At 48.6% G+C, this 16,767-nt stretch carries 11 protein-coding genes; 8 read left to right on the forward strand and 3 right to left on the reverse strand.

Going from position 1 to position 16,767, the window contains the following annotated elements:
* Nucleotides 1-166: 166 nt before the first annotated feature.
* Nucleotides 167-2,194 (forward strand): DUF790 family protein, encoded by a 2,028-nt coding sequence (locus EL628_RS06230; RefSeq protein ID WP_126579110.1) that lies wholly within the window; start codon nucleotides 167-169, stop codon nucleotides 2,192-2,194.
* 994 nt (nucleotides 2,195-3,188) lie between these two features.
* The gene (locus tag EL628_RS06235) at nucleotides 3,189-3,998 is read left to right on the forward strand and encodes a hypothetical protein (RefSeq protein WP_126579111.1); all 810 of its coding nucleotides are present in this window, start codon (nucleotides 3,189-3,191) and stop codon (nucleotides 3,996-3,998) included.
* Between the two features lie 97 nt (nucleotides 3,999-4,095).
* On the opposite strand, the gene EL628_RS06240 is transcribed toward EL628_RS06235, so the two are convergent.
* Nucleotides 4,096-4,350, reverse strand: a complete 255-nt coding sequence (locus tag EL628_RS06240) for a hypothetical protein (RefSeq protein ID WP_126579112.1) — start codon at nucleotides 4,348-4,350, stop codon at nucleotides 4,096-4,098.
* 474 nt (nucleotides 4,351-4,824) lie between these two features.
* On the opposite strand from EL628_RS06240, the gene EL628_RS06245 reads away from it, so the two are divergent.
* On the forward strand, nucleotides 4,825-6,093 hold the full coding sequence (locus tag EL628_RS06245) for an AI-2E family transporter (RefSeq protein ID WP_126579113.1): 1,269 nt from the start codon (nucleotides 4,825-4,827) through the stop codon (nucleotides 6,091-6,093).
* Nucleotides 6,094-6,388: 295 nt separating this feature from the next.
* Here EL628_RS06245 and EL628_RS06250 read toward each other — a convergent pair whose 3' ends face one another.
* Together EL628_RS06250 and EL628_RS06255 are read right to left on the reverse strand one after the other, a co-directional pair.
* Nucleotides 6,389-7,048 (reverse strand): potassium channel family protein, encoded by a 660-nt coding sequence (locus EL628_RS06250; RefSeq protein WP_126579114.1) that lies wholly within the window; start codon nucleotides 7,046-7,048, stop codon nucleotides 6,389-6,391.
* Nucleotides 7,049-7,138: 90 nt separating this feature from the next.
* Nucleotides 7,139-7,570, reverse strand: coding sequence for a potassium channel family protein (locus tag EL628_RS06255; protein ID WP_126579115.1), 432 nt, complete (start codon nucleotides 7,568-7,570; stop codon nucleotides 7,139-7,141).
* 154 nt (nucleotides 7,571-7,724) lie between these two features.
* Here EL628_RS06255 and EL628_RS06260 point away from each other — a divergent pair, with 154 nt between their 5' ends.
* The 5 genes from EL628_RS06260 to EL628_RS06280 all read left to right on the forward strand — a co-directional run bounded on the left by EL628_RS06260 (nucleotide 7,725) and on the right by EL628_RS06280 (nucleotide 16,700).
* Nucleotides 7,725-8,768: a lipid II:glycine glycyltransferase FemX gene (locus EL628_RS06260; RefSeq protein ID WP_126579116.1), complete on the forward strand. Its 1,044-nt coding sequence runs from the start codon at nucleotides 7,725-7,727 to the stop codon at nucleotides 8,766-8,768.
* Between the two features lie 165 nt (nucleotides 8,769-8,933).
* Entirely contained in the window at nucleotides 8,934-9,185 is a 252-nt protein-coding gene (locus tag EL628_RS06265) for a PLDc N-terminal domain-containing protein (RefSeq protein WP_126579117.1), read from the forward strand.
* Nucleotides 9,186-9,513: 328 nt separating this feature from the next.
* On the forward strand, nucleotides 9,514-10,548 hold the full coding sequence (locus tag EL628_RS06270; RefSeq protein WP_126579118.1) for a glycosyl hydrolase: 1,035 nt from the start codon (nucleotides 9,514-9,516) through the stop codon (nucleotides 10,546-10,548).
* Between the two features lie 535 nt (nucleotides 10,549-11,083).
* The gene (locus EL628_RS06275) at nucleotides 11,084-15,193 is read left to right on the forward strand and encodes a beta-sandwich domain-containing protein (RefSeq protein ID WP_126579119.1); all 4,110 of its coding nucleotides are present in this window, start codon (nucleotides 11,084-11,086) and stop codon (nucleotides 15,191-15,193) included.
* A 325-nt stretch (nucleotides 15,194-15,518) separates the two neighbouring features.
* Entirely contained in the window at nucleotides 15,519-16,700 is a 1,182-nt protein-coding gene (locus tag EL628_RS06280) for a thiolase family protein (protein WP_126579120.1), read from the forward strand.
* Nucleotides 16,701-16,767 lie beyond the last annotated feature (67 nt).

A 16,767-nucleotide genomic window follows, 5' to 3' on the forward strand; every position in this document is an offset into this window, starting at 1 on the left:
CAAACGATCAAATATTTAGGACAGATATCCTAGTTGCCTGCTATTCTCTTATTCTCTCTGGATGCGCCCATGTCGGAAATCTCAACCCTATCTGGAATAGATATTTGCTATACTTAAGAGGCAAGGCAATCAGGGCTGGAGCAGAAAAAAGAGAAAGAGGTATCATGTGCGTTTCAGTTTACAAGATGTTCGGAAATCGATTCAAAGACGGGGTGGAGTGCTTGCAGTTTCCTTATATTTTCTGCGCCCTGGAATCTTACAGGTAGAGATTGAGCGTCTGATCGCTTATTTTGAGGGCCTGCTTGGTCAGCCACAGAGCCAGTTCTCTGTTGATGAGGCTCGGGCCTATATAGGTGATTATCGTCTGGCCCATTGCTTGATAGCGACGCTTAGCGCCTGGTATAGCTGGCAGACGCGGGATTGGGTCTCCGTTGTGAAGGAGCTTGGTGCAGATGCTCAGCAGCCAGCTCTTAGCTCACCCATTCAGTTGCGCCTTGCACTGTATATGTATGTAAATGCCCATTACAATGGCTTTCTAAGTGAGCAGCAGCGTCCGCAGGCACTGCAAACGTTTGCCCAGGAGCTGGGAATAAGTAGCGCTTCGCTTGAGGTATTGCTGCATAACGATAGCGAGGAGGAGGCGCGGCTGATCCGTACGGGCGAGCGAGCTCCTACCGCCTCTGAAGTCGCTATCCTCTACAATCAATGGGCTTTTGAGGCTGCCCTTTTCACTGCTTCTGAGGTGAGGCTCGTAATTGACTGTAACGCCTTTGTCCTCTCAGATGCCAGTGTTGCAACTTCAGGTGCTGAGAGCTCCTGGTTGAAAGGTCAGGGGAGCGTTGGACTGGGTGCCGGGGCTGCTATTAAGCGGCTTTGCTATCTGGCACGCCGGATGGGGGTCTATTATGATCTGGCCTATGAAGGCAATGAAACGGATCTTGCACTTGATAGACCTTTACAGCAGAACAAGCCTCTTCTGCTCAATCTGACTCTTTATGGTCCCCAGGAAGTCACGGGGCTTCCACAACAATATGGTCTGCGGCTGGCGCGTCTCTGCCGCTTCCTGTTGGGATATCGAACTCATGGAGGACAGGGGCGAGCCTCTTTGGGCAAGGCAGTTGTGGCCGCCAGTGCGCGTGTGCATTTTCTTCAGCGAACGTATATGTTTGCCATGGACGCCAATCTCTTGCAGCTTCTTCCATCTGTTCCTCCAGGCACCGAACGTGAAGGCGAAGAGAGCAATGTCCTCTTTGATAGCAGCATTGAGCAGGCTTTTGCTGAAGCTTTTCTGGGCGCATCTGCCAGCCAGGGTGTTGATGGCTGGCATCTGGAGCGAGAACCTGAGCCCTTGCTGTTGGATCGAAGTATCTTTATCCCTGATTTTGCCTTTAGCCGTGGCACAAGGCGTATTTATGGAGAGATTCTAGGCTTCTGGACGCCAGCCTATCGTGAGCGCAAGATTCAGAAGCTGCAACAGTTGCGAGGCCGTCAGGATCTGTTGCTGGCAATTCCTGAGGAGGCAAAAGAGGTCTTTACGCCCATCGCGAACGATTTTCCCATTGTTTATTACACCAATCAGCTCTCCCTAGCAGAGGTATTGCAGGTGCTTCGTAGCCATTATGATGATTTTGCTGAGAGGCTTGCGCAAGTTGATCTTGAGGCTGTGCAGGCTCAGGTCTGGGAGATGGGTCTCTGTTCAGAGCGGACCAGTATGGAGCTATTGCAGTGTTATCGGCGGTCAGAGCTATTGAAAGCGGTTGAGCGCGTCTGTGATAATACTGGTGGCGAGATCCTGTTTGTCAGCGGTCTAGGGCTCTTTACCCAGACCTGGATGCATCAGGCCCTCCAGAGCTTTACGGACTGGATGCAGCAGATACAATCCTGTAGCTTAGCCGACGCCATCCGCGAGCTACAGATCCAACAACCCGGCTTACAGAGCAGTGAAGAGACAAGTATTGAGACCCTGATTGGACTCTGGTCGGAGATACGCATCCAACGTGACTCTATCTTTGAAGCCCGCGTTGAACTGGTTCATCTCGCTAAACCTCTCCAGGAGACAGCTGAGCAGGATGCTCTCACAACAGAAGAGGCTCCGATTGCTGGCGATATGAAAAAAAGTACCCGTCAGAAACGCGCTCCCAGTAAAAAGCGGCCCAGAGCAGAGCCTGAGACCATCCAGGAGAATCTCTGGTAGCCAACATGAGCGCCGTCTGATCTACCTGTTTTAAATCATAAAATACCTTAAAATAAAATTTTGTTATATAAATATCGAAAAATATATAATACCATGTCAAGTAGGGAAAGTCGCTTGTCTCTTTCCTCTCGTCCCCCTTCGCTGTGTGAGCCCCTCCATAGCTCAATGGGAAAGGATGTTATGGAGGGGCTGGCAGAGCGGAGCTTCACATTTTGGAAGGAGACAAGCGACCTTCCCTACTGCTTTTGTTATGTTGTGAACGTAAAAACACATTATGAATGTTAAGTAGGGAAAGTAGCTTGTCTCTTTCCTCTCGTCCCCCTCCGCTGTGTGAGCCCCTCCATTGCTCAATGGGAAAGGATGTTATGGAGGGGCTGGCAGAGCGGAGCTTCACGATTTGGAAGGAGACAAGCGACCTTCCCTACTACTTTTGTTGTGCTATGAATGTAAAAACACATTATGAATGTTAAGTAGGGAAAGTAGCTTGTCTCTTTCCTCGGTTCCCCCTTCGCTGTGTGAGCCCCTCCATAGCTAATGGGAAAGGATGTTATGGAGGGGCTGGCAGAGCGGAGCTTCACGATTTGGAAGGAGACAAGCGACCTTCCCTACTGCTTTTGTTATTTTGTGAACGTAAAAACACATTATGAATGTCAAGTAGGGAAAGTCGCTTGTCTCTTTCCTCGGTTCCCCTCAGCTGTGTGAGCCCCTCCATTGCTCAATTGAGGGTTGGATCATGGAGGGGCTGGCATAGTGCAACGTGAAATTGAATGCTATCGGCCTGAGTGTATGATGAAAGTATGTTCTAGTGTAAGTCTGGTATCCATACATTGCTGAAACAGCTTATAAGTATGCATGAATTTATAGAATCGCCTTAAAATCTAGTAAATATGTTCCAGGAACTGTTGACATGCCAATGGTACTTCGTGTACTATTGCTGTGTATTAGAACAAAGGTTCTGATATAGCTAAAAACAGTAGAGAGGACGGTAGGAATAGTGGAACAAACTTCTTTGCAACGCGCTCGTAAGACAGCAGAGCGACAGGTTATCAGGAAAGCGCAGAGGGATGATATTGCGGATGAGGTGTGGCCAGCGCGAATGCCAAGTAGTGTGCGGCGTTACCAGAGCGATGTAAAGATGGAAGTGGGGCGAGCAATAGCTGATGTACAACCAGAGACCCAGAGCGTCTATAGCCGCGCCAACAAAATCCCGGCTCGACGCACAGCTGCGCCGTCAACCTCCCGGCCACATCGTCCAGTTGAACAGCCAATCTTACAATTGACGGGTCCGATTGATACCGATGAGATTGTCTGGCGGCCTGATAAAGCCCTGATCCAGGCTTCATCTCGTCCGGTCCAGGGGAGAAACCTGCACTGGCTAACCTATCTGGGATTGTTTCTCCTGCTCATGATTGTTGGTTGGGGGTTACTGAGCACAGTTGCTAACTGGTGGCAGATAACGGTAGATGATTGGCATTATGGGCGACCACGCACTTATCAGACAGATCAGATCGTAGGACATAACGATTCAGCCAATAATCCCAGTCATTTCATTGTCGTCAACTTAAACCGGCATGTACAGGTAATTGAGTTTCCCGGTGGCGACTCGAGCAAAGTAAAACTTTACACCCTACCAGTACTAACGGGTCAGGGTCAGGATCTTGCGCCCGCCACATTGCTATTCAAAGATCTCAATGGGGATGGAAAACTCGATATGGTTGTCTGTATTCAGGATAGCCGTTTCCCATTTCTGAATGATAATGGACAGTTTCGCGCTCCCAGAGTGGATGAACATCTCCAACTCTAGCTTCCAGTCCAGCCCTACCGCCTTATCACAAAGAAGACCAGACCTTCCCGTAGAGAGAATGGTCTGGTCTTCTTTTCTTTTTAAGAGCATCAGCTTTCTATCTTATAGACTGTTCCAGAACCATTTCTGGTGCAGGCGATTTGGTGCGATGAGACTGAACGATCACCACTGCTGGTCGTTTAGCTGTAATTGGTGCCAGCGCTAACGGAGCTGCAAATGCATCGTCTCTTTGTCGGCGGGACTCTGGTTCTTTGCGAACAGCTAACCATGTAAATGTAATCATCCAGGCAAGAAGAAAAACACTAAGAGTGCTAACAACAATCGCTTGTGAGAGCGCAGTTGGTATTTCCACAGGTACGTCCTCTCTCAGGCCACTTTAGCAGCAGCATTACATTACTGTATTGTAACAGACGGAGAAAATATCGTAAATTAACAGAACTTGTAGTACTAACTGTCGGGTCTTACCGTACGGAGACCCTACAGAGTAGACGTCATAGAGACCAATAACGTTTCAGCATGTATAGCTTCGTAAGCTGTGCTTAGAACGTATAAATACTCGGATGTATGCGTTAAAAGTAGAGCTAATCCGAAAGGTCAAGCAAAACGTATACCAAACGTATACTATATGCAGGGTATCAGCAAGGCGAAAAAAGTGCCAGTAAAAGCCAGAAAAATAAGAAGAGAGTACTTGATAACTGCTAGATAGTGTTTGTCCTTTCCAGATAGAGAACAAGGAAGGCTTGTTCTTTTTATTGAAACCTGTCACAATAGGCAAAAAAGCGTGTACTAGATATCTAATCTATACACATCAAAGGATGAGGAGAACATGGATCGTATTAACTGGCCGCGCACGCGTGATATTCTGATCTGTGTCATCTGTGTTGGAATTATCTTCTGGGCCTCCTGGTCCATTTTAGGTCAATTTGTTGAAGCAATTGTAATCTTATTATTATCAATGGCAGTTGCTTTTCTCATCACTCCTGCCGTCAACTTCCTGGTGAGATTTGGGGCTCCGCGCCTATTGGCAGCGTTGCTGGTCTATCTAGCAGTTTTTAGCTTGTTGGGCTGGGTGGCATATGCATTGATCGCTTCGCTGGTACAGCAGGTTGGGGCCTTTTCATCAACCATTACCAGTTTCGCGGGAAGCGTCCCAGATCGTTTAAAGAGTTTTATCGACTTTTTAGAGAACAATGCCCATATTCCAGCTACGACAGTGGATACAACGATTCAGCGCGTTCAGAGTCCACTCCTTGATTTTGCGACGAGTATGGCTACAAATGCTCCGAACATCATTTTGTTGATAACCAATGTGTTTGTTCAGATCCTGCTGGTTGCGGTGTTGAGCTTCTACTTTACGCTGGATGGAAAGCGTATTCGCGATAGCCTTGTGAGTATTGCGCCGAAGCGATCATTGCCCAATGTCTTACTTTTTGAGGATGCATTGAATCGGGTTGTGGGCAATTATATTCGCGGTCAACTTACTTTAGCCGTCATCGTGGGAGTCTGTACAGGCCTTTTCTGTGTCTTTACCGGTTTAGGGAACTATGCACTGATTTGTGGTGCGTTAGCTTTTATGTTTGAGACTATTCCGATGGTCGGTCCTGGCCTGGCATCGATTACGCCAATCTTACTCTCACTTCTGCTCAAAGACCCTTATCCGCGAACATTAATCCTGATCGGTCTATTTGTCGCGTTACAGATGGTTGAAAGCAATGTTTTGGGTCCGCGTATTGTTGGTCATGCCGTTGGGTTACATCCAGTTGCAGCCATTCTGTCGTTGCTGGTGGGCGCACAGCTCTTTGGCGTCTTTGGAGCCCTGCTGGCAACTCCAATTGTTGCTGCGGCCTGGGTCGTCGTTGCCAGTATCTATCGTTCGGCTCGTGGAGAGTCAGCCGATCAGATGTTAGCACGCAAACGAGCTCCCTGGCAGATCCGCAGGCCCGTCGAGCGCTTTGGGCGTGGGCGTGGGCAGCTATCAGATGAGGAAGGCGAAAGCAGTAACATTGATCCGAGCTCCGAGCCGTCTGAATCCGAACCCTCCACAGAAGACGCCTCGAACGCTTCTAAAACAGATTATTCGCATGAGATGTCATAGAGATGATGCCCGGCATAGAGCGATCGTCATAACAGCGGGCCCTTCACTATTTATGCTATAGCGCAAATGGTGGAGGGTCCGCTGTTATGATAGCTGAGAGCCCATTGTGCCCATATGGCCACAATGGGGAGCTCTTACCTGAAAATATGCAAGAATAGCTATGAGAATTCCTCGGGGAATCGGGTGGAAGGTTCACCCGAAGCACCGAAATCCTCCTTCCATGGACTCCTTATCACACAAGAAAGACCACCAGTAACAATGGCCTTATAGAATAGAAACGGGAGTCAGTGGGGAATTAGACAGCACCAAAGGTCTTGCGAATCTCCTCTTCTGCATCATGGTTGACCACGGCATAGACCTCGTCATTGGCCTCTAGAACCGTTTCACCAGAAGGAAAGATGGGTTCGCTGCCACGAATAATCAGAGTGAGGTTACAGCGGCGGGGAAGGTTAATCTGACTGAGCTGTTTGCCAATAACAGGAGAAAGCGGTGGAATCGTGATCTCCAGAATCTCCAGCCCGGCTCGTTTAAGCGTCATCAACAGTACAAAGCGCTGACCAGGGAGCTCCGACTCAATCAATGAAAGGATAGCCTTCGTTGGGCTCACACTGACATCAATGCCTAACTTCTTAAAGAGCTCCTCATGTTTTGGGTTATTTAACCGAGCGATAGTGCGTGCAACATTAAAGCGTTTTTTGGCAACCTGGCAGATGACTAGATTATCCTCATCCTCGCCAGTAACAGCAATCACTGCGTCAGCTCGTCGAGCGCCTGCCTCTTCCATTGTTCGAGCTTCACATGCATCACCCTTAAGAACCGACTGCCCAAGCTCTTCGCTAAGAGATTGATAGCGAGAGGTATGTTTCTCGAGCAATAGTACTTCATGGCCTTGATTGAGCAGGTTGCGCGTCAGGTAGTAGCCAACGTCTCCGCCGCCACCAACAATAATATACATATAGGTTCCTCTACTCTCTTCCAGTTGAATAGAAACGAATGGTCATAGTTGAGGGGATACTTTTCCAGGCATCATGGAGTGGAGAAGGATTTAGGAGCCGCTGCGAGGCAAAGCTTTTGTACCACGTCCATTGAGGACATCCAGCAGCATATCAGAGACAATAGTAGTCGGGCAGATTGTCTCCAACCCAAGCTCATTAAACGTGCTCTCACGTAGAGGATCATAAATGCGGCAGACGACCTTCTGGATATGGAAGATCTCTTTTGCGATCTGGCTGGCCATAATATTCCGATTATCGCCATTGGTTACCGCTGCAAAAGCATCGGCACCCTCTGCACCAGCGCGTCGCAGAATCTCCTCATCAACACCGCTACCTATGATCTTGTCCCCTCGAAACTTTGGGTCAAGGCGTTGAAATGCATCGCTGTTGTTATCGACCACGGAGACGGTATGTCCGGCGCGGTCTAATTGCGTGGCTAGTGTTGCCCCGACGCGTCCACAGCCAATAATGATAACTTTCACTGATAGCCTCCTGTTGGTCAAAGAGATAGGATTGTAAATGTAACCAAGACATTATAGCATGTAGTGAGATCTCTCACCGGACATGAGAGTATCATAGCTGTCAATGGGTAGAGCCCAACAATGTGTTTGTTAGTATGGAAAGAAATGGCACTTTATGTCGATAATGACGGCGAAAACAACGGGCTATCGCTTACAAGAGGTGAGGGAGCAGGGGCAGTGGGATCAATTTGTTGCCAGCCAGCCAGGTGGGCATCTCTTACAAAGTTGGTATTGGGGCGAGCTAAAAGCTACGGCTGGCTGGTTTCCCCTGCGCTTAGGTCTGTGGGATGGTCACCGTCTCATTGCTGGTGCACAGATCTTACGCAAATCTGCCCCACGGGTTCCTCTGCGGTTAGGGCATCTGGCGTATCTACCGAAGGGGCCAGTACTTGCCTGGGAGCAGCCAGAGCTCTGTTCCATCTTTTTTGCGCAGATGCATCGCTATCTACGCAAGCAAGGTGCCCTTGCCCTGCGGATGGAGCCAGAAATTGACCACGAGAGCGAGCAGGGAGAACTGGTTATCAGACGCCTTACCGAGCTCTCTTTTCACCCTACCCGTTCGGTTCAGCCATTGCGAACGATTCTCCTGAATATCACGCCGTCTGAAGAGACGCTTCTGGCACAGATGAAAGAGAAATGGCGCTATAATGTGCGTCTGGCTGGCCGAAAAGGAGTGACGATCCGCGTAGCAACGTCGTTAGAAGATATTCAGTCCTGGTATACCTTGATGCAGACCACAGGCGAGCGAGATCAATTTGGCATTCACACACTGGAATATTATCAGCGTGCGTGGCAACTGTTCGCTCCTCAGGGCGCGCTCCGTCTGCTACTGGCTGAGCGAGAGGGTCAGTTGCTGGCAGGGATCTTTGTGAGCCTGTTTGCCCGGCAAGCGATCTATATGTATGGAGCATCGAGCAATGAGCAACGTCAACTGATGCCCAACTACCTCTTGCAGTGGGAGGCCATTCGCTGGGCTCGAGAGCAAGGCGCGCACGAATATGACTTCTGGGGCATTCCCGAGACTGAGGGAGAAGAAGAGGCAATGGCAGGCGTCTATCGTTTTAAGCGTGGTTGGGGTGGGCGTGTCGTCCAGTTTGTTGGCGGCTATGAATATGTGTACAACCCTTTCCTGATGAAATTTGCGCACCGTTACTTGTAAGAGAAGAACAACACTGTGCAACTCTTTTTAGTCTCGACCGTAATATATATAGAACAATAAAAAATGTTGCATATCTGCTCGCTCAACAATAAGGTTACTACTTGATATATTCTACAAAAGAGAGCAGATATCATATATAGATAAGGTATCAGAGGAGGTATCTCTATGTCTGGAAATCGTGGTTGTCTGGCAAACTCACTTCTGTTTCTGGTGATTATCTTCTTGCCATTGGTGGGACATATTATTGAGACCGTCATGGTGTTTGAGGATGACCATTCGTTGGCGGGCAAGATTCTCTGGCTGGCAGTTATCTGGCTCATGCCCATTCCAGTCATTATTGGACCACTTCTGTACCTGCTTTTTGGACAGAAATCGGCCCGTCGTGGCCGTGTCATGTTTGGGCAAGCAAGCTACTAACATCTCTGCCCGCAGTCAAACTTCCATCTTCCATAAAAAAAGGAGGAGGCTCATTTTATGAAGCCTCCTCCTCTTTTTATGGAAATTTAATTACTTGCTTGCTAGCTAACATCCAGACTATTAGTGTATTATATATTGGCGATCTAAACTCATCTGCTTGAAGGTCGCTCAGGAGAAGAGATCAGAGTGATCTACTCTGCCTTGCAGTGGCTATCAGGCCCTATTTTATATATATATGGAATATAGGTATATTTTGCTTTCAAAAAGGAAAAAGGCCCTATTTTGGAAGAATTCTGTAGATTTGTATGTACGAGGATAGAGACTTTTCATGAAAAAGTTTATTTTGTTTCGTATGGGTATTGTGGGTGCATTTCTCTTATTTTTTCTTTTATTTGCCTTAACGGCTGATCTGCAGACAGGGATTGTGCCCTGCCTGCAGGTTCCGCCGTTAGCAGGAGTGCATCTACCGGGAGCCCAACAATGGAAAGATGGGACCTCCTCTTTTCTCTTTGGTGCCAATGACGCCTCCTGGGAGTGGTCACCACAGACATTGGGGAATAGTTCGGCTATTCGAGCCACGGTGAGAGGGGCTGGAATTACCGTCATCCGCACACCATTGACGAGTGGCGATGCTGATAAACGTGTTGCAGCTATAGAAGATGTTGGAGCGGCCTGTCTTGGCATCTTACGACCTCAGGACGCTCTGCAAGTTGTACAGAGCCTGGGGGCACGTTGCAGGCTCTATGAATGGGAGAATGAGCCAGATAATGCGGGCATTTCTCCTGAAGAGTACGGGCAATCCTGGAATCGCTATATTCCACAATTGCGGAAGATCAATCCACAGGCAATTTTTATTGGGCCTGTGGTTGCCTTTGCCAATATCGATTATATTACGCGTTTTCTCACCGTGGCGAAGGCGAGCGGAAGCTTGCCCGACGCAATCAGCTACCATCTGTATCCATGTACCGACCTGACACCCGAAGCCTGTCCATCTCATATAGAGCAGTTTACGCAGAGCGCCGCTCTCGTTCGTACTGCTAGCCTGGGAGTGTTGGGGCGGGCCCTGCCTTTAGCGCTCACTGAATGGAATTACAGCTGGAAGCCTCACCAGACTCCTAACAAAGATCCCTATATGCGCCAGTTTACAACCGAGTCACTTGAAGCAATGCGGGCAGGGGGCATTGTTCTAGCCAATCAATTTGATCTGGCAAGTAATGCAGGCTATGGATCATTGGATGAGTTAGATACTGCGACGGCCAGAGCGTATCCTCAATTGACAGCGACGCAAGCACTGATTGAGCACTATCAACCAGGTCAATCGTCCTCATCAGGAGTCAAGAGACCATTATGTCCGTCCCACTAGACGGTATTTCCTCATTGTATGAGAAGGACCAGGCATGAGAAGGGCCAGAACCATCATGAGGATCTTTAAGCTCTCCGTTCTTCCATTGTCTGTGGAGGAACGGAGCTCGCGGCTTCATCTGTACTGATCTTCCATTGTTTTCCGCAAGAAATATTCCTATCTAATTGACCAGATAGCACATTTATGGTAAGTAGTATTCTAGACTTCTTTAGCCTGATCTGGTTTTTTACCGTACTACGGGAAGGTCAATCTAAGTCAGCCGTAAGATTGACAATGTTCAATGGTAGCAGGTATTTCTCTCTTTCACGCCTGGAACTGATGCTTTTTTTTTGTATAGTGAGCTTTTTATCGTGCATGGAAATTCCCCATAATACTATAGAATATACAAATTTTATAATTTTTAAGATAAAATTGGTAAAAGGAGGAATATCTGTTTTCGCCGTCAGAGGGCTAAAATATCATTAATCGTATCTTTTTTGCCTCATTTTAATGAATATGAAATGTACTATATATCAGTATTGTAAGGAGACACAGGATGCAGGCTCAAAAGCCATTGGTGGTGAAGGGTTTTGAGAAACTCGGCGCACGTATCCATGTTCGTCATTGGAGGAGAAGGAACCTTTTCTTTTCACTGATAAGTATCTGTCTGTTAGTGTTTGTTGTGGGAGGGTCATTGCTTGTACAGACATTTTTCTCTGTGCATAGTGCATATGCAGCTGCCCCTGCCAACACCGCGGTGCTCAGCTTTAAGAATGACAATGCTCATAGTGGTTTAAATGCCAATGAAACTCTTCTAAATACAAATAACGTCAATGTGAACCAATTTGGTAAACAGGTATCCTATCCTGTGGATGGCCAGGTGTATGCACAACCGTTATACGTTCCCAATCTGACGATTAATGGCAACCTCCACAACGTAGTCTTTGTGGCCACAGAACACGATAGTATCTATGCATTTGATGCTGATCAGACAACGACGATGGCCCCGCTCTGGCAGCGGAGCTTTCTGGGTAACGGAGCTACTTCAGTCTCGACCGCAGTGCTTCTAGGATGTGGTGATACCAGCCCTGAAGTTGGCATTACTGGCACTCCTGTGATTGATAGTAGTACCAACACCATGTACGTGGTAGCTTTTACCAATGATGATGGAGTCAGCAATGTAGTCTATCGCTTGCATGCTATTGACCTGACAACTGGTCTGGATAAAGGGACGCCAATTGTGCTGCAAGGTGCGGTTTCAGGCACAGGTCCTGGGCAGGTCAACGGGGTTGTGGCATTTCAGGCTATCCATGAGCGCCAGCGTGCAGCCTTAGTAATGGCAAATGGGCAGATTTATATTGCCTTTGGTTCGTTTTGTGACATTGATCCCTACCATGGTTGGATTCTCAGCTACACCTTTAACGGCACAAATTTTCAGCAGTCTAACCAGTATAACGATACACCGAATGCTTCAGGGGCTGGATTGTGGGGATCAGGCGGAGGCTTATCGGCTGATGCCAGCGGTAACATCTATGTTATGTCTGGCAATGGCGATGCTGATCTGGCGAAACCCGGCCCTGACGGAGGCGATTCCTTTTTAAAACTCAATCCCCAGTTGCAACTGCAAGATTATTTTACGCCTTTTAATGATAAATGTTTAAAGCAGCGTGATACTGATCTCGGCTCAGGTGGACCTTTACTTATTGGTAATAAGGTTTATGGTGGAGGAAAAGAAGGGCGTATCTATACGCTGGATAGCAACAATCTAGGGAAATTCACCTTTGACCCTAATTTAGATTGTACACAGGGGTCGACTGAACCGAATACCACAGCAATTGATAGTGTTTTGCAGGAGTTTCCTCCAGGCACAATGGGAGGAATCTATAGCTCGCCAGTGTATTGGAATGGACCAAACGGCCAGTATGTCTATTTCTCGGGCTCTGGTAGCAATACGCGTGCTTTTCGCCTGGATGCCAATGGACTGCTTTCTTCTGCTGCAACCTCCCAAACGCCGGAGAGTTTTAGCTTTACAGGCAGTAATCCCATTATCTCTAGTAATGGGACAGCGGCAGGAACTGGCATTCTCTGGTTAATTGACCCTCATGCAGTTCTGCGAGCCTACGATGCCAGTAATCTGGCGACCGAGCTATATAATAGTGGACAGAATGCTGCTCGCGACGGTTTAGGGAGCTATGTCAAGTTTAGTACGCCAACGGTTGCGAATGGCGAAGTTTTTGTGGGAACTGCAAACTCATTAGTAATTTATAGCCTTCATGTGACCACGACGATTCCAACGCCTACGCCAACCCCTTCCGGACCGCCCCCAGCAGCCTATAACAACGTTGCTGTCAGCGACGATACTACTCCTGGTACAGGCGATTTCGATGGCAATAAGGATAGCTATTCGTATCAATCGCTTGTTGTGGCAGGTCTTAATCCTGGTGACAACGCTTTTCATGATGGGATGGTCTTTACCTGGCCCAATGCGATCCCTGGCACCCCTAATAATTATGTGCCCAATGGCCAGACGATTCCAATCGTGAATCCAGTTACTAATGCCAATCTGCTGGGCTTCCTGGGTGCTTCTGCCAATGGGGCAGCTTCGGGACTGGCTACAATCAATTATGTTGATGGTACGCATCAGACGTTCACGCTAGGTTTTGCCGACTGGCATCAGACGGGGACGCTCCCTTTCAATAATAGTATTGAGACGATCTCAACATACTATAATAATGAGGCAGGTAAACAGACACAGACAACGTCTACCTTCTATACTGATGTGGTATTAGCGGCTGGACGTGTGGTGCAGAGTGTTACTTTGCCAGCAACAGCAGGTCCTGGCACCATGCATATTTTTGCCGTCTCAACAAAATATGTGCCACAGGCTGCTGTCTATAACAATATCGGGACGAGTGACGATAGCGCTCCTGCAACTGGTATCTTTGATGGAACCAACAGCTATTCCGCTCAGGCTCTGGCCGCAGTAAATATCACGCCAGGTGCGACTGTAAGCTACAATGGCGTTAACTTTATCTGGCCCAATGTAATGGTTGGTACTCCCAATAATTACGCAGCGAAAGGTCAGATGATTCCAGTTAATCCGGTTCCCAATGCAACCACCCTGGCTGTGCTCGGATCATCTACTGATGGTAATAGTACAGGAACGGCTGTTATTACCTATACCGATGGCACCACTCAGAGCTTCCCTCTTGGCTTAAGTGATTGGACTCTTGGTGGAGGCTATAGTACTCCTGCGTATGGGAATAAAGTTGTAGCGACAACAGCCTATCGGAATACGCCCAGTGGTCAACAGAGCACTGACAAGCCAACCATTCTGTATGCTGATGTCACTTTGAATTATCCCGGCAAGACGGTTCAGAGCCTTACGTTACCTGCAACAATGACTGGTGGCCAGCTTCATGTGTTTGCCGTTTCGACAAAAGCGACGCTGCTTCCACCACCATTGAACAATGTTGGAGTCAGTAATGACAGTGATCCAACTGCGGGTCATTTTGATGGATCAAACAGTTACTCTGCTCAAGCCCTGGCGGCTGTGAAGGTGACACCTGGCGCAACCATTACCTATAATGGAGTCAATTTTACCTGGCCGAATGCACCAGCTGGTAGCCCCAACAATTACGTTGCCAATGGTCAGGTTGTTCCCGTTAATCCCGTCACAGGAGCCACGACGCTGGCGTTCCTGGGTTCTTCGATGAATGGAAATAATAGTGGATTTGCTACTATTACGTATATTGACGGAACGACGCAGGTTTTCACATTAGGGATGAGTGACTGGACGCTGGGCTGGCATGGGTCTTCTGGTACTGCTTTTGGTAATCAGGTGGTAGCGACCACTGCTTATCGCAATACTCCTTCTGGTGCGGATACGACCGAAAATCCGACCATCTTGTATGCTGAAGTGGCACTGGCCTATCCTGGTAAGACGATTTTGAGTGTGACTCTCCCAACTGGCGGTCAGATTCATATCTTTGCTATCTCTACGAAGGCTGGTGGAACGTCAACAGCGACGCCAACCCCAACACCAGCGGCGACACCAACGCCAACAGCGACGGCGACACCAACAGCGACACCAACTCCGGCCCCGGCTGTCTATAATAACAGTGGTACCAGCGATGACAGTAGCGCTTATGCAGGACACTTTGATGGTTCCAATAGTTATTCTGCTCAGGCTCTGGCTGCTGTGAATATTACAGCAGGAGGAACGGTGGCCTTTAATGGTGTGAGCTTCGTCTGGCCTTCGTCTGCTTCGGGTCAGGCAAACAATTATGTTGCTCAAGGTCAGGTCTTGCCAGTGACGCCTGTCACGGGAGCAACAACATTGGCCTTCCTTGGTTCTGCATCGGAAGGCAATACTTCTGGAACTGCAACCATTACGTATACTGATGGAACCACCCAGACGTTTGTCTTAGGGCTGTCGGATTGGACCCTGGGTTGGGATGGAACGGCTCCCCCGGCTTATGGAAATAAGGTTGTAGCAACAACGGCCTATCGGAACACAACGAGTGGGATGGAGACTGCGCATAAGCCCGTAGTCTTATATGTTGATGTTGCTCTCGCTTTCCCTGGTAAGACGGTTCAGAGTGTAACCCTGCCTTCGACGACGACAGGTGGTCAGTTGCATATCTTTGCAGTGGCTACGAAATAGCGTTATCCATCCGGACAAAACAGGCCTCCAGCCTTTAGCAAGTACGTGAAAAGGCTGGAGGCTTTATTTTGGTTAGATGTCTCTGAAAAAAACCTGCGATTGTGCTTATAAAGTCTTCATGAAGGAGAGGATGGAGGGCACTGACGCTCTTTTTTGCTCTTGTAGTCGATAATTCCTTGTGGTTTACTATGGATAATGGTGTATCAATAGATCCGTTAAAGCTGACGTTTTGCCAGTTGAACTGAGACTGTTGTTGAGTGATGGACGCGATGAGCGGGCAATAAGACCCCTTTCTCATCGTGTAAGAAGAAAGCAGGCAGATACGATGGCAATGCAAAGGAATGACCGCGAGGCCGTAATTATTGAGGCAGTTCGTACGCCAATTGGTCGGCGAGGTGGGAAGTTAAAGGATTGGCATCCAGTCGATCTCCTGGCTCAAGTGCTTTCTGCTCTGGTAGAGCGTACAGGACTTGATGCAGAACTGATTGATGATGTGATTATCGGTTGTGTAAGCCAGGTGGGAGAGCAGAGCCAGAATGTCGCGCGGAGTGCAGTGCTGGCCGCAGGCTTTCCTGAATCTGTCCCTGGCACCACCGTTGATCGTCAGTGTGGATCAAGTCAACAAGCCATCCATTTTGCCGCTCAAGGCGTTCTGAGTGGTGCATACGATATCGTCATTGCCGGTGGCGTTGAATCAATGACACGCGTTCCAATGGGCTCTTCTGCCCAGGGACCTGGTGAACCCTTTGGACCCTTAATGCTGGATCGCTATGATCAGAAGCTGGTTCATCAGGGGATTAGTGCTGAACTCATTGCACAGAAATGGGAACTGAGCCGGGCCGAACTGGACGAGTATAGTCTTGAGAGTCATAAGCGAGCCGCCTGGGCCAGCGCTGAGGGTCGTTTCGCCTCCCAGATTATCCCTATTCCGGTCAGACATGATGATGGGAGCATAAGCATGTTTGAGCGCGATGAGGGGATTCGTTTTGATACCAGTCTGGAGAAACTCGCCAGTCTTGAGCCCGCATTTCGCTCGGATGGCGTCATTACAGCCGGTAATGCCTCGCAGATTAGCGATGGAGCCGCTGCCGTCTTAATTATGGAACGTGGGACAGCCGAGCAACTGGGGCTCGTTTCGCGAGCTCGTTTTGTCTCCTTCGCACTGGCAGGGGATAATCCCATTTACATGTTGACAGCCCCCATTGCAGCAACAGGGAAGGTACTGGACAAGGCTGAGATGACCATTGATCAGATCGATCTCGTCGAGATTAACGAAGCCTTTGCCAGTGTTGTGCTTGCCTGGCAGCATGAGATTGCCTTTGACTTACAGAAAGTCAACGTGAATGGTGGAGCGATTGCCGTTGGTCATCCGCTGGGCGCTTCGGGAGCGCGTCTCACCACAGTCCTGCTGAATGAATTGGAGCGTACGGGCGGTCGCTATGGGCTACAGACCATGTGTGAGGGAGGTGGCATGGCCAATGCGATGATTATTGAACGGCTTGGCTGAGTCATTATAGACAATTTGTCTACTAGAAAATGATGGTTCTATCCTTGACTCTTGTGTGTTTCTTGGG

The organism is Tengunoibacter tsumagoiensis (genome assembly GCF_003967535.1).
Lineage (GTDB): Bacteria > Chloroflexota > Ktedonobacteria > Ktedonobacterales > Ktedonobacteraceae > Tengunoibacter > Tengunoibacter tsumagoiensis.

Excerpts from the sequence above, each read along its gene's own strand:
- EL628_RS06260 (WP_126579116.1), top strand. The coding sequence starts at position 7,725 with ATGTCGATAATGACGGCGAAAACAACGGGCTATCGCTTACAAGAGGTG.
- EL628_RS06270 (WP_126579118.1), top strand. The coding sequence starts at position 9,514 with ATGAAAAAGTTTATTTTGTTTCGTATGGGTATTGTGGGTGCATTTCTC.
- EL628_RS06275 (WP_126579119.1), top strand. The coding sequence starts at position 11,084 with ATGCAGGCTCAAAAGCCATTGGTGGTGAAGGGTTTTGAGAAACTCGGC.
- EL628_RS06250 (WP_126579114.1), bottom strand. The coding sequence starts at position 7,048 with ATGTATATTATTGTTGGTGGCGGCGGAGACGTTGGCTACTACCTGACG.
- EL628_RS06280 (WP_126579120.1), top strand. The coding sequence starts at position 15,519 with ATGGCAATGCAAAGGAATGACCGCGAGGCCGTAATTATTGAGGCAGTT.
- EL628_RS06245 (WP_126579113.1), top strand. The coding sequence starts at position 4,825 with ATGGATCGTATTAACTGGCCGCGCACGCGTGATATTCTGATCTGTGTC.
- EL628_RS06265 (WP_126579117.1), top strand. The coding sequence starts at position 8,934 with ATGTCTGGAAATCGTGGTTGTCTGGCAAACTCACTTCTGTTTCTGGTG.